Annotated in this window: 11 protein-coding genes; 7 read left to right on the plus strand and 4 right to left on the minus strand. The window is 38.8% G+C overall.

All coding sequences use genetic code 11. The annotated features are described in order from the left end of the window. Positions 1-49: 49 nt before the first annotated feature. The 4 genes from murA to guaB all read right to left on the minus strand — a co-directional run bounded on the left by murA (position 50) and on the right by guaB (position 6411). Positions 50-1375: a UDP-N-acetylglucosamine 1-carboxyvinyltransferase gene (murA, locus tag AC07UV_RS15050; protein ID WP_282249989.1), complete on the minus strand. Its 1326-nt coding sequence runs from the start codon at positions 1373-1375 to the stop codon at positions 50-52. 277 nt (positions 1376-1652) lie between these two features. Next, positions 1653-2459, minus strand: coding sequence for a DUF4290 domain-containing protein (locus AC07UV_RS15055; protein ID WP_495184346.1), 807 nt, complete (start codon positions 2457-2459; stop codon positions 1653-1655). A gap of 53 nt (positions 2460-2512) precedes the next feature. After that, positions 2513-4792 (minus strand): ATP-dependent helicase, encoded by a 2280-nt coding sequence (locus AC07UV_RS15060; protein WP_495184347.1) that lies wholly within the window; start codon positions 4790-4792, stop codon positions 2513-2515. Between the two features lie 143 nt (positions 4793-4935). After that, positions 4936-6411 carry an IMP dehydrogenase gene (gene guaB / locus AC07UV_RS15065; protein ID WP_120261947.1) on the minus strand — a complete coding sequence of 492 codons (1476 nt, stop codon included), beginning with the start codon at positions 6409-6411 and terminating at the stop codon, positions 4936-4938. A 223-nt stretch (positions 6412-6634) separates the two neighbouring features. Here guaB and AC07UV_RS15070 point away from each other — a divergent pair, with 223 nt between their 5' ends. The 7 genes from AC07UV_RS15070 to AC07UV_RS15100 all read left to right on the plus strand — a co-directional run bounded on the left by AC07UV_RS15070 (position 6635) and on the right by AC07UV_RS15100 (position 13808). Then, the gene (locus AC07UV_RS15070) at positions 6635-7111 is read left to right on the plus strand and encodes a hypothetical protein (protein WP_282249993.1); all 477 of its coding nucleotides are present in this window, start codon (positions 6635-6637) and stop codon (positions 7109-7111) included. Positions 7112-7367: 256 nt separating this feature from the next. Further along, on the plus strand, positions 7368-10355 hold the full coding sequence (gene secDF / locus AC07UV_RS15075; RefSeq protein ID WP_495184348.1) for a protein translocase subunit SecDF: 2988 nt from the start codon (positions 7368-7370) through the stop codon (positions 10353-10355). A 116-nt stretch (positions 10356-10471) separates the two neighbouring features. Then, a complete protein-coding gene (locus AC07UV_RS15080; protein WP_495184349.1) occupies positions 10472-10906 on the plus strand; it encodes a MarR family winged helix-turn-helix transcriptional regulator in 435 nt (144 codons plus the stop codon). 5 nt (positions 10907-10911) lie between these two features. Next, complete coding sequence (locus tag AC07UV_RS15085) at positions 10912-11679, plus strand: NAD(P)/FAD-dependent oxidoreductase (RefSeq protein ID WP_495184350.1); 768 nt, start codon at positions 10912-10914, stop codon at positions 11677-11679. After that, positions 11651-11914 (plus strand): hypothetical protein, encoded by a 264-nt coding sequence (locus AC07UV_RS15090; protein ID WP_495184351.1) that lies wholly within the window; start codon positions 11651-11653, stop codon positions 11912-11914. Before AC07UV_RS15085 ends, AC07UV_RS15090 begins: the two co-directional genes overlap by 29 nt. A 2-nt stretch (positions 11915-11916) precedes the next feature. Further along, positions 11917-12249: a 2Fe-2S iron-sulfur cluster-binding protein gene (locus AC07UV_RS15095; RefSeq protein ID WP_282249997.1), complete on the plus strand. Its 333-nt coding sequence runs from the start codon at positions 11917-11919 to the stop codon at positions 12247-12249. A 251-nt stretch (positions 12250-12500) separates the two neighbouring features. Next, the gene (locus tag AC07UV_RS15100) at positions 12501-13808 is read left to right on the plus strand and encodes an NAD(P)/FAD-dependent oxidoreductase (protein WP_495184352.1); all 1308 of its coding nucleotides are present in this window, start codon (positions 12501-12503) and stop codon (positions 13806-13808) included. Positions 13809-14000 lie beyond the last annotated feature (192 nt).

Genomic DNA, 14000 nt, shown 5'->3' on the forward strand with positions numbered 1-14000 from the left:
CTAATTATCAAAAATTATCTTTTACGGGCTACTTATTCCCAAATTAAGACTAGTGACCTTTCGGCTCCACATCTACACGTTTGATATCTGCCCCTAGTTTACGTAGACGCTCCTCGATATCTTGATATCCACGTTCGATCTGTTCGATATTATGGATCACAGATTTTCCTTTCGCCGATAATGCTGCGATCAATAAGGATACTCCCGCACGAATATCTGGAGATGTCATTTCGATACCTTTCAAAGAATGCGATTTATTCATACCAATTACTGTAGCACGATGTGGATCACACAAAATGATCTGTGCCCCCATATCGATCAATTTATCGACAAAGAACAATCTGCTTTCAAACATCTTTTGGTGAATCAATACATTGCCTTTCGCTTGTGTTGCTACCACGAGAATGATACTCAATAGATCCGGTGTAAACCCTGGCCATGGTGCATCCGAGATTGTCAAGATAGAACCATCTATAAAAGTATCAATTTCGTAAGAATCCTGCGCTGGAATAAAAATATCATCCCCACGCAATTCAAACTGAATACCCAAACGGGAGAATACCGATGGAATTACACCCAATTCTTGGAAACAAACATCTTTAATGGTAATTTCTGAGCCGGTCATTGCTGCTAAGCCTATAAAAGAGCCGATTTCGATCATATCAGGCAACATGCGATGTGATGTTCCACCAAGACGTTGTACCCCCTCAATGGTCAACAAATTGGATCCAATACCTGATATCTTAGCACCCATGCGATTCAACATTTTACAAAGTTGTTGCAAATAAGGTTCACATGCAGCGTTGTAGATCGTTGTTACTCCTTTGGCCAATACAGCAGCCATAACGATATTTGCCGTACCAGTCACAGAAGCTTCATCCAATAAGATATAATTACCTTTTAACTCTGTTGCATCCACATTAAAGAAATGTGTGGCAGCATCGTAAACGAATTTAGCGCCTAGTTTTTCGAAACCTAGAAAGTGAGTATCCAAACGTCTACGGCCAATTTTATCACCTCCTGGTTTAGGGATGGCAGCCTTTCCGAATCGAGCCAGTAACGGCCCTACAATCATAATGGATCCACGTAAGCCGCCACCTTTTTCTTTAAATTCAGGTGATTGGAAATAATCTATATTAATATCTTTCGCTTCAAAAACGTACGTATCTTTATCTATTCGATCAATTTTAACACCCAATGCGGCCAACAAATCAATTAACTTATTGACATCCTTAATATCGGGAATATTACTGATGGTCATGGGTTCCTCAGTCAGTAAAACCGCTGACAGAATTTGTAAAGCTTCATTTTTTGCTCCCTGAGGAATAATCTCTCCCTTTAACGGTTTTCCACCGATTATTTCAAATGCATTCATTTATATAACTGATATCTTCTTATTACAACAAAACCCGACTCATAATTTAGCTTATGTCACTAAATGACATTCCGGGATTCTTAAAATCGACAAATTGTATTGAAAAAATTTTGTGGAACTGTCTAATCAACAACCCTGAGTCGTCTAGGATCCTATTGATCGATCAACTAAACCAGGACTGACAGACAAATCCATACTATAAATAAAGAAGGCAATTGTAAAGAAATCTATGAATCACTTCGCAATTGCCTGCTTCTTAAATCAAAAACTTAAAGAACTAGCCTCTTTTATTATTGTAATTATTTTGAGGTTTTCTATTTCTATTGTTGTTGTTGTTATTATTGTTACTGCTATTGCTACCAAAGTTGTTACGCTTCATATTGTTATTGTTATTTGACATACGAGGCTTACCACTACCACCGCCGCCTTTCGACTGATAACCTGAAGAGCTATTATTGTTGCTATTGCTATTATTGTTTCCACCAGAGTTGCTCGTTGTAGGACCTTTGATACGATTTCCTGGAGGCGGGGTTTTAAAATCAAGTTTAGTCAATACCGTACCTTCAGGTAAAGTTAATTGATATCCTGACAATTCTTTCAGATCCTGAATAATCAATTCATCAGATACTGAATCCTTGTTCCAAGTGACGTATGCCATTTTCATAAAATTAGCGATGCCGATAACCATCTGCTCGCGCTTAGGTTCATCAGTTACCTTCAACGCCTTATCGATCATTTTCTCCACTGTAAATCCATAGTGTTTGAATTTAATCGAATGTTGTGGATAGCCTAAGTGTTCAACTTCGTGTTTAACACTTTTTGCTGTGGCAATAGGATATGGCGAGTCGATATCAAGCTTAAAATCAGAGATAATCTGTAAGTGATCCCAAAGTTTATGCTTAAAATCTGAAACGTCTCTTAAATGTGGATTCAACACTCCCATCATGTCGATCACGATCTGGGCATGTTTATTTCTTTCTTCCTTTGTGGGTAAACTACAGATGTAATCTACCATATTTTGCACATTGCGGCCATATTCTGCAAGGATCAATTTTGGCCTAGTGCTGTTGTAGTCAAAGTTCATATAGCTAATATAAGTACCTAATTAAACGGTTAAGATCTCGTTTTGGTATTTTATTATTGAATTATTCTAAGTTTTGCAAATTTAAGCAACAATTGTTTCTGTCCCAACTCTTTAAAGAAAATAGTTGCTTTTATATCTCCTTTGTTTCCTTCGAGATTGACAACTTTACCAAATCCAAAGCGTTCATGTTCAACTTCCATGCCGACCTGAAGATTTGATGTGTCAGAAGGAGCAAAACCCGCAGTAGGTTTGTGGGCTTTTGGCAGTATAGACGTTGTTTTAACCATTGCTTTAGGCTTAGGTTTAGAAAACGTATCATCACTGTCCTTTTGTTGCCATGCAATTCGTTCGCCTTGAAAACTGCCGGCTGAGGCGGAAGTTTGTCGTGGTTTAAAATCCAGTGCAAGACAAGCAGGATTCAATTCATCCAAAAAACGACTGGGTTCGCAATTATTCAACGTTCCCCAACGATATCGCGAAGTAGCATACGAAAGTAGTAATTTTTTTTCAGCTCTCGTAACAGCAACGTAAAAAAGTCTTCGTTCTTCCTCTAATTCTGTCCTGGAATTCAATGATAACTGAGACGGGAACAAGTTTTCTTCTAGACCTACGATAAAAACAACGGGAAATTCTAGTCCTTTAGAAGAGTGTATTGTCATCAAAGAAACTGTATCCGCATTTGGGTCTTTATCGTTGTCGTCATTGGTCAATAACGCGATATCCTGCATATAGATGTCGAGACCACGGTCTTCAATATCTTCCCTTTCAGAAAACTCTTTGATACCATTGAGTAGCTCCTGAATATTTTCATAACGTGCCAACCCTTCTACCGACTTATCCTCGTAAAGTTCTTTCAAGATACCACAATGCTGTGCAATATGCATGGCGGTATCAAATGCGTTGCTATTTTTAGCCAAAGCCTGAAAACTCTGTACCATCTGCGCAAAACCACCTACCGAGGTCGCACTACGACCATCCAGGAAATGAGCCGCATTGACAACAACATCCCAAATACGATATTGATTTTGATCTGCAGCAATCATAATCTTTTCTATGGTTGTATCTCCGATTCCCCGCCGTGGGTAATTGATGACACGTTTCAATGCTTCCTCATCATTAGGATTGAAGGTAAGACGGAAATAAGCGATCAGATCTTTAATTTCCTTACGTTGGTAAAAGGATGTGCCACCATAGATCTTATAAGGTATATTGATCTTACGCAGTGCTTCCTCCATCGCACGTGATTGGGCATTGGTACGATAAAGAATCGCAAAATCTTTGTAATAGAGCCCCTTTAACGATTTTTCCTCAATGATCTGGTCCGCAACGATCTTCCCTTCTTCATTATCGGAAAAAGCACGTGAAACTTTTATTTTTTCTCCTTCTTCATTATCCGAAAAAACATTCTTTTCCAGCTGGTTCTGATTATTGGCGATCACCGAGTTTGCCGCATTGACAATCATTTTGGTGGATCTATAATTCTGCTCCAATTTGAAAATCTTCACGTCCGGATAATCTTTCTGAAAATTCAGAATATTCTGGATATTCGCTCCCCGAAAGGCATATATTGACTGCGCATCATCACCAACAACACAGATATTTTCATTGACTGCGGCCAGTCGTTTTACAATTAGATATTGAGAAAAGTTAGTATCCTGATACTCATCGACCATCAGGTAACGGAATTGATGTTGGTATTTGTGCAATACCTCTGGATGCTTATTCAATAGGACATTTGTCTTGAACAAGAGATCATCAAAATCCATAGCACCGGCGCGATAACAGCGTTGTGCATAGGTCATGTAAATCTGTCCCAATTGACCACGTCCATTCGAAATATCTTCGGCTAATATAGCTTCATTTTTATTGTATTCCTGTGGCGATATCAAGTTATTCTTGGCTTGTGATATCCGGCCATAAACATGATTGACGTTGTACAATTTGTCATCCAGATTCATCTCCTTTAGGATGGCACGCAGCAGACTTTTGGTATCGTCCGTATCGTAGATGGTAAAATTTCTAGGGTATCCTATTAGTTCAGCTTCTACGCGAAGTATCTTTGCGAACACCGAGTGGAATGTTCCCATCCAAATATTTTTCGCTTCGCTCCCTACGACTGAAACAATACGTGCGCGCATCTCCTTTGCCGCTTTATTCGTAAATGTCAACACCAAGATATTGAATGGATCAACGCCTTTTTGAATCAAATGCGCGACACGATAAGTAATCACCCGTGTTTTTCCTGAACCAGCTCCTGCAACAATCATGACAGGGCCTTCTGTTTGCTCTACGGCTCCTCGTTGTGAAGGGTTTAAACCCGCTAAATAATCCAAATTAACTCCTTAAATTTTAAAACCTGAGAATAGGGTATAAAAGTACAAATTTCCAATTGATCACTAAGGCAATCACACCAATATTTTTGCACAAAAAAATCCGACAATTTAAAATCGTCGGATTTTTATAGTATCACTTGTGTTTAACCTCTGCTATTATAGTTTGGTGACTCTTTGGTAATAGAGATGTTATGTGGATGAGACTCTCTCAATCCAGCACCTGTAATACGAACAAATTGTGCATCTTGCAGTTTTTCGATCGTTGCAGCACCACAATAACCCATTGAAGCACGTAATCCACCGATATACTGATATACAACTTCAGCCAATGTACCTTTATAAGGCACACGTCCGACAATACCTTCAGGAACTAGCTTTTTGATATCATCTTCCACATCTTGGAAATAACGATCTTTAGAACCTTTTTCCATTGCTTCGATAGAACCCATACCACGGTATGATTTAAATTTACGTCCTTCGTACATGATAGTCTCTCCTGGAGCTTCTTCCACTCCGGCAAATAAAGATCCAGCCATAATTGTGCTTGCTCCAGCAGCGATAGCTTTTGCGATATCACCTGTTTGTTTGATACCACCATCAGCAATCAGAGGTACGCCTGTTCCTTTAAGTGCTTTAGCGACTTCATACACCGCATACAATTGAGGAACACCAACACCTGCAATAATACGGGTTGTACAGATCGAGCCAGGTCCGATACCTACTTTTACGGCATCTGCCCCAGCTTCAGCCAATGCTGTTGCGGCTGCTCCTGTTGCAATATTCCCTACGATCACCTGTAGTTCTGGAAACTTGGATTTCACCAATTTCAACTTGTCAATAACACCTTTAGAATGCCCATGTGCAGTATCTATGGTTACCACATCCACACCAGCTTTTACCAAAGCCTCAACCCTATCTAATGTATCTGGAGTAACACCCACTGCAGCACCTACTAATAAACGGCCGTGGCTATCTTTAGCTGCATTCGGATAATGCTTATATTTTTGGATATCCTTAAAGGTAATCAAACCCTTCAAGATACCTTCGTTGTTGACAACTGGAAGTTTCTCAATTTTTTCGTTCTGAAGAATTTCCTCTGCTTTCACCAAATCCGTTCCTTCGGGAGCAACGACAAGATTATCTTTCGTCATCAGCTCATTGATCGGACGAGTCATATCTTTTTGGAAACGAAGGTCACGATTGGTTACGATCCCCACTAATTGGCCTTTTTCATTAACCACTGGAATTCCCCCAATCTTATGTTCCTTCATAATATTAAAGGCATCACCAACAGTAGCATTAGCTAATAGTGTTACTGGATCTTGGATCATACCACTTTCAGAACGCTTTACTTTGCGTACTTCAGCAGCTTGCTCTGCAATAGTCATGTTCTTATGTAACATACCAATACCGCCCGCTTGTGCTATAGCAATTGCTAAATCAGCACCAGTTACCGTATCCATTGCCGCAGAAACCAATGGAATATTTAATTTGATTTTTTTTGTCAGCGAGGTACTCGTATCGACGTCACGTGGTAAAATTTCAGAATAAGCTGGAATTAATAAGACGTCATCGTAAGTGAGACCTTCTGCTACGAATTTTTGTGGATCTAATTGCATGGCAAATATGTATTGGGTTTTCTATTTGCCAGGCAAATCTAAGAAAAATAAGCAATATAAAAAAATAAAATAAACAAATTACAATCGCTAGACAAATTAGAATAGATATGAATTAATACAAAAGATCATCCCAGCGGATTGCATCTTTTTTTTTGGCAAGCTATTTGCTTTTGGTTACACGAAAAGTAATTTTAATTAATGAAAATATAAAGTAAAGATAATTATGAAAAAGACCTTACTCTCATTAGCTGCTGTTGCAGCATTAGCATTTGGTGCACAAGAAGCGAAAGCTCAATCTCCACAACGTGCCGCTATTGGTGTTGTTTTCGACGGAACTGGTGGTGATCTTTGGGGTGTGCAATACAAGCAATCTTTTGGCGGAACAAATAATGGTCAAGCGCAAGTGATGTTTGATGACAACGTTGTTGCTGTAGGTGCGGATTATCAATATGCTAGACCATTCCGCGGTGTAAATGGACTAGGATGGTATGCAGGTGTTGGTGCTCAATTAACCTTTGTTGATGCTGGAAACGACAACATGACTCTTGTTGGTTTGAGACCACAATTAGGTTTGGAATTTAAAATCCCTGCTGCCCCTATCGGATTTCACGCAGACTGGAAACCAGACTGGAGATTAAACCACAATAGTGATTTTGATGCTTCAACTTTCTCTTTTGGTATTAAATATACATTGAGATAGTATTAAAAAACTACAAAAAAGGCCCTGTTCAAACTTGAACAGGGCCTTTTTTTATAAAATAAATCCATTAAATATTTCTTTTTTTCAGCATTTCTTCTAATTTTATGCCTTTGACCTAAATGGCATAAATAAAGCTTTTCATTCTACAAAAATTTTATACCTTTGCCATTCTTGGTAAAGTGTGATTAAACAAGAACTAATTATCAATTACATAAACAGTATTTAACATTAAAATTAATACAATTAATAACAGACGATGCAAGGTAAAGGGCTGATTAAACTTTTAGTGATAGTGGTGTCATTAGCGTGTCTATACTCCCTATCATTTACTTGGGTGACCCGCAAGGTGGAGAAAGATGCTGAGAATTTTGCCAAAGGAGATTTGGCAAAAGAAAAGAGCTATCTAGACTCTATGGCAGGTGAAGTAGTGTACAATTTAGGTTTTGCGAAATACACCTATAGGGAAGCAAAAGCGAATGAACTGGCTTTAGGATTGGATTTGAAAGGTGGTATGAACGTTACCATGGAGATCTCATTGGATGAGTTGATCCGTAATCTGGCCAACAATCCAAAAGATGAGAAATTCAACAAAGCGTTGGAACAAGCGGTAGCAAAAAGCAAAACCAGTCAAAAAACGGTCGTAGCTTTATTCATGGAAGAATACAAATCCATTGGAGCTTCTACCCCACTTTCGACATTCTTTTCTACAAAAGACAACGCTGCTTTAATTAAACCGGGTGATTCTGATTCAAAAGTTGAATCATTCCTTCAAAAAGAAGCTGACAATGCCATTCAAAATTCTTACAAAGTACTACGTACACGTATTGACAAATTCGGTGTTGCTTCACCAAACATCCAGATTCAACAAGGTACAAATCGTATCTTAGTTGAGTTACCTGGTGTAAAAGACGAAAGCCGTGTCCGTAACCTACTTCAAGGTTCGGCGAAATTGGAGTTCTATGAGACTTACACCAACCAAGAAGTTTATCCTGTATTAGAAAATATTGACAGAACATTAGCAACTACTTTAAAAGCTGCAACTGCTGCGACAAATAATGCCGTTACTGACACAACGAAAAAGTCAGACGATTTATTGTCCAACTTAACCGGTGGTCAAAAAGACAGCAAAGCTAAAAAGGATAGTGCGGCACTTAATCTAGGTCAGAAAAATCCATTATTTGAAGTATTACGCCCAGCAGTTTACATGGGCGAAAACCAACAAATGTCACTTATGCCTGGCGCTATGGTCGGTTTTGCGTCATTGAAAGATACCGCTAAAGTAAACGCTTATTTGCAACGCACAGAAGTAAAATCAATCCTTCCGGGTAACTTAAAGCTTTTATGGGCCGTAAAACCAGAGCAAAAAACACCAGAGCAACTTTCTCTATATGCTATCAAAGCAGTAGGAGCAGATAATGGTGCTGTATTGACTGGTGACGTCATCACTGACGCAAATGCCAACTTTGATGAGAAAAACCAACCTGTTGTTGGTATGCAAATGAATAATGAAGGTGCACGTGAATGGAAGAAAATCACAGCAAAAGCGGCTCAAAATAGAGATGCTATCGCTATCGTCTTAGATAATGTAGTTTATTCCGCTCCTTCTGTTAATGGTGAAATTCCAAACGGAAGCTCATCGATCTCAGGTTCGTTTACCGTAGAGGATACAAAAGATTTAGCAAACGTATTGAAAGCTGGTCGTCTTCCGACTACAGCTAAAATCGTTGAAGAAGCAGTTGTCGGTCCTACGTTGGGACAAGCGGCGATTGATGCAGGTGTCAATTCAGCGGTAATCGGTATTATCGTTGTGATGATCTTCATGATTGCTTACTACAACACTGCAGGTATCGTGGCTAACATTGCTGTATTGTTGAACGTATTCATTATCATGGGGGTATTAGCCTCACTCAATGCCGTACTGACATTACCTGGTATTGCCGGTATCGTATTGACAATGGGTACTGCTGTCGACGCTAACGTACTGATCTATGAACGTATCCGTGAGGAATTGGGCTTAGGAAAATCAATTCGCCAAGCAGTTGCTGATGGTTATAAACACGCTTTACCATCTATCTTAGATTCACAGATTACGACATTCTTAATCGGTATCATCTTATTCTTATTTGGTAGTGGTCCAATTTTAGGTTTCGCAACAACATTGATGGTTGGTATTATCACATCATTGTTTACAGCAATACTTGTAACACGTGTTATTTTTGAATGGATGCTGGAAAAAGATATCAAAATTAAAGTATCTTTCCCTTGGTCTGCAAACACCTTGCACAATGCAAACTTCAAATTCGTTCAAAAACGTAAAGTATTCTATGCAATCTCTGTTGTAGCAGTATTAATTTCCGCAGCTTCAATTTTTACAAAAGGCTTCAGTTTAGGTGTAGATTTCCAAGGTGGACGTACCTATACGGTTCGTTACGATAAATCAGTTGATCCAGAAGCTGTTCGTACCAGTTTGGATGATATTTTCCAAAAAACAACTGAAGTAAAAGTATTTGGTGCATCCAATCAACTTCGTGTGACAACAACGTATCATATTGAAGAAACTTCTGATGCTGCCGATAAAGAAGTATTGGATAAATTAAACCAAGGACTAGCTAAGGTAGATGCTTCTAACAAACATGAGATCCTGTCTTCACAAAAAGTAGGACCAAGTATCGCATCAGACATCAAGTCAAGAGCGACTAGTTCAGCAATCTTCTCCATTATCATCGTAGCGGCTTATATCTTAATCCGTTTCCGCAAATGGGAATACTCTGTTGGTGCAGCTATTGCAACCATCCACGATGCAATTATTCTATTAGGTTTATTCTCCATATTAGATGGTATTGTACCATTCTCTTTGGATATCGACCAACACTTTGTGGCGGCCATCTTAACGGTAATCGCATACTCGGTAAATGACACCGTGGTTGTATTTGACCGTTTGAGAGAGTTCGTATCAAAACCTAATGCACATAACGAAGATCTTGGCGAGGTTGTAAATCACGCAATCAACTCTACATTAAGTAGAACAATCATTACTTCATTGACGATCATTTTCGTTCTTGCGGTCTTGTTCATCTTTGGTGGTGAGGTTATCCGTGGATTCTCTTTCGCGATCTTAATCGGTGTTATTGTAGGTACTTATTCTTCCATTATCCTGGCAGCGCCTTCTGTATACGACTTACGTAAAGGAAAGCACTTAGCTGAAGGTAATACAGCAAAAAAAGCTGAAGTTGTAAGACCATAATAAGCTTTAAAATATCATAAGAGGGCGTTCAAAAATTTGAACGCCCTTTTTTATTGCATTCAAATTACTTGTTGTACTAAATAATTTTAGATATATTTGTTGTACTAAATATTTGTATGCTAAACGAAAAATTCGACCGTTATTCTTTCATCTTGGATCAAACGGCCAAGAAGGTAAAACAATTTGCACAATCTTCCTTTACAGAAAAGGGATTTGACATTACAGTGGATCAATGGGCTGTCTTAAAGGCACTATATGAAACTGACCAGCTATCGCAGAAAGAATTAGCTAAACTATGCGGCAAAGACCAACCTACGTTGACCCGTATCGTGGATATCTTACTAAAGAAAGATTTGGCTGAGCGTGTTATTGACGAGACAGACCGCCGGAGCCTCTATCTCCATTTGACGGAAGAAGGAAAACTTAAGGTGGCTTCCTTATCCCCTATCGTTGCAGAGATCCGCATGAAAGCCTGGGAGAAATTAACGGAAAAAGATTTCGAGGATTTTACAAGAATATTAAACACCATTTACAACAATTTAAATGTATAATAGCTATGATAAATACTGATATTTGTATCATCGGTGCTGGACCAGTAGGATTGTTTGCAGTTTTTGAAGCTGGACTTCTAAAAATGAGATGTCATTTGATTGATGTTTTACCTCAAGTTGGCGGACAGTTATCCGAAATATATCCACACAAACCCATTTATGATATACCGGGCTACCCGAGCATCACAGCTCAGGAGCTTATTGATAATCAACTCGAACAGATAAAGCCTTTTGCACCTACTTTTACACTGGGTGAACGTGTAGAAAAGATCGAAAAACAGGATGATGGTTCTTTTATCATCGCCACAAGTGACAACACAAAAGTGCACGCACAAGTTATCGTCATTGCCGGTGGACTAGGCTGTTTCGAACCCCGAAAACCTGAGATTCAAAATCTACATCTCTTTGAAGGTAAAGGGGTGGATTATATGGTAAAAGATCCCGCAAAATATAAGGACAAAAGGATCGTTATTGCTGGTGGAGGTGATTCAGCGCTCGATTGGACTTACCATTTAGCTGATATTGCACAACAGGTTACGCTCATTCATCGCAGTGATTCTTTTCGAGGCGCCCCCGATTCAGCGGAAAAAGTCTTTAAATTGGCCCAACAGGGTAAAATCAATTTACTTTTGTCCCATAATCTAAGTAATATACACGGAAATGGTATGCTTACAGCAATTGAAACTGTAAATAAAGACAAGGAAACGATTGCGGTCGAAGCGGATTATTTCATTCCCCTATGGATTGACACCCAAGCTGGGTCCAATTGCTGACTGGGGATTAAATATTGATAAAAATGCAATTGAAGTCAATACCTTCGATTATTCGACCAATTTTGAACGTATCTATGCCATTGGCGATATTAATACCTATCCAGGCAAACTAAAGTTGATCCTCTGCGGTTACCATGAAGCTGCTCTGATGTGTCAAAGTGCTTTCAAATTTGTTTACCCGGATCAAAAGTTAACATTTAAATATACAACCGTGAACGGTATCAATACTTTTTAACCATGGAAGACAATTTGATACAAGTAACTGTCGTCGATCGCGATGGTTCGGAAAACACAATCGAGATACCTACGGATATCAATCTTTCGTTGATGGAAATTTTAAAAGCCTCAGCATACGATATATTGGCTACCTGCGGAGGTATGGCCCTATGTGCGACATGCCATGTTGAAATCCTTGAAGGCCTGGATAATCTTCCAGACGCTAGCGACCAGGAATTGGATATGTTAGATACCTTACCGGATGCAGATGGACAAAGTCGACTCGCCTGCCAACTTCATCTTCATAATAATAACAATGGCATGAAAATCAAGCTGAAAGGTTCGTTGCAATAACAAAGTCATTGTGTATAAAATACACAATGACTTTGTTATCTATGCAAGTTTTTTTTAGCGTCTTTCTGAAACATAAAATACTTAAAACCAAAACACTACAAAATATTTTATTAAAAGAATTGACCTTGTAACGATAAATTTCACAACGTATTGCCATAATAAATAAATATTTTTTAGTTTTTTGGTTCAAAATTTAAGATATTTGCAGCTTAATTCGATTGTACGAATTTTTACAACAAACTATTAAAAATATGCCAAGCAATAGTTCAAATAGAAAATTCCCAAGAGTAATCATTATTGGTGCTGGATTTGGAGGAATTGAAGTTGCTAAAAAGCTTAAAAATAAGGAAGTTGAAGTTCTGTTATTAGATAGAAACAACTTTCATACCTTTCAACCATTAATGTACCAAGTTGCTACTGGTACGCTTTCGGCGGACTCAATTTCCTTCCCTGTCCGTAAAATGTTCAAAAATCAGGAGAACTTCCATTTTAGACTTGCCGACGTAAAAAGCATCGATAACGAGGCTAAAATTGTTAAAACCGATATTGGAGATTTTGACTATGATTATTTGGTTGTTGCCACAGGTGCAACGACAAATTTTTTCGGCAATCAGCAGATTACAAAATATGCCTTGCCAATGAAAAACATCCAGGAGGCACTTAATATACGCAGTTACGTTCTTCAAAATCTTGAAGAAGCAGTAATGATCCCTAACCCTGAAGATCGTAAGCCCAATTTGAACTTTGTGATTGTTGGTGGTGGTCCTACTGGGGTAGAGCTTTCTGGAGCTATTGCAGAAATCAAGAATAATGTACTGGAAAAAGACTATCCTGAATTAAAGAAATCAGAGATGTCTGTTTACCTGGTGGAAGGCCTACCAAAAGTGTTGGCTAATCTATCGGAGAAAGCCTCAAAAAATTCCGAGAAATATTTAAAGGACTTAGGTGTTGAAGTACTATTGAATGTACAGGTAACCGGATACGATGGTAACTCCATTACCTTCGCAGATGGCAGAAGCATCGAAACAAAAACAGTAATCTGGGGTGCGGGCGTTGCTGGTCAATATCCGGATGGATTCAAAAAAGAAGTTATCCAACGTGGTAACCGTATACAGACAGACGATCAATGTCGTGTCATTGACATGCAGGGTGTCTATGCCATTGGTGACGTATCTGCATTTATTACAGATGATCTACCTCGTGGTTTACCGGGTGTAGCTCCAGTAGCACAACAACAGGGTGGATATGTAGCTAAACACATCCTTCAGACGATGTCTAATCAACCTACCGAAAAATTCAGCTATTTTGACAAGGGTTCAATGGCTACAGTAGGGCGCAACAAAGCTGTCGTTGACATGGGCAAAATTCACTTTAGTGGTTTCTTCGGATGGATGACATGGATGTTTGTCCACTTGATGTCCATTTATGGTTTTAGAAATAAGTTGATCACATTTGTAAACTGGACCGTGAAGTTCTTCACGAAAAACAGCGGCGTCCGCTTAATCTTCCATAAGTATGATGAACCTACGCCAGAAGAACAAGCGAAAACGATACAATAAAAGCCGATAAGTAAAGAATTGTAAAAGACAGGGTAACACTGCTTTTTCCTCAAAAAAAGAATGCTATTATTCAATGAAAATAATAGCATTCTTTTTTTTCCCACCGCCACTAAAAACGATCGAAAGTTGACCAAAAAAAATATCTGATATTAAAATTTGGCAGCCACACCCCATATAGTTGTCAAAGCTACT

The sequence above is a fragment of the Sphingobacterium sp. GW821-FHT03E03 genome, assembly GCF_059420745.1.

Excerpts from the sequence above, each read along its gene's own strand:
- murA (WP_282249989.1), bottom strand. The coding sequence starts at position 1,375 with ATGAATGCATTTGAAATAATCGGTGGAAAACCGTTAAAGGGAGAGATT.
- AC07UV_RS15055 (WP_495184346.1), bottom strand. The coding sequence starts at position 2,459 with ATGAACTTTGACTACAACAGCACTAGGCCAAAATTGATCCTTGCAGAA.
- guaB (WP_120261947.1), bottom strand. The coding sequence starts at position 6,411 with ATGCAATTAGATCCACAAAAATTCGTAGCAGAAGGTCTCACTTACGAT.
- AC07UV_RS15070 (WP_282249993.1), top strand. The coding sequence starts at position 6,635 with ATGAAAAAGACCTTACTCTCATTAGCTGCTGTTGCAGCATTAGCATTT.
- secDF (WP_495184348.1), top strand. The coding sequence starts at position 7,368 with ATGCAAGGTAAAGGGCTGATTAAACTTTTAGTGATAGTGGTGTCATTA.
- AC07UV_RS15080 (WP_495184349.1), top strand. The coding sequence starts at position 10,472 with ATGCTAAACGAAAAATTCGACCGTTATTCTTTCATCTTGGATCAAACG.
- AC07UV_RS15085 (WP_495184350.1), top strand. The coding sequence starts at position 10,912 with ATGATAAATACTGATATTTGTATCATCGGTGCTGGACCAGTAGGATTG.
- AC07UV_RS15095 (WP_282249997.1), top strand. The coding sequence starts at position 11,917 with ATGGAAGACAATTTGATACAAGTAACTGTCGTCGATCGCGATGGTTCG.
- AC07UV_RS15100 (WP_495184352.1), top strand. The coding sequence starts at position 12,501 with ATGCCAAGCAATAGTTCAAATAGAAAATTCCCAAGAGTAATCATTATT.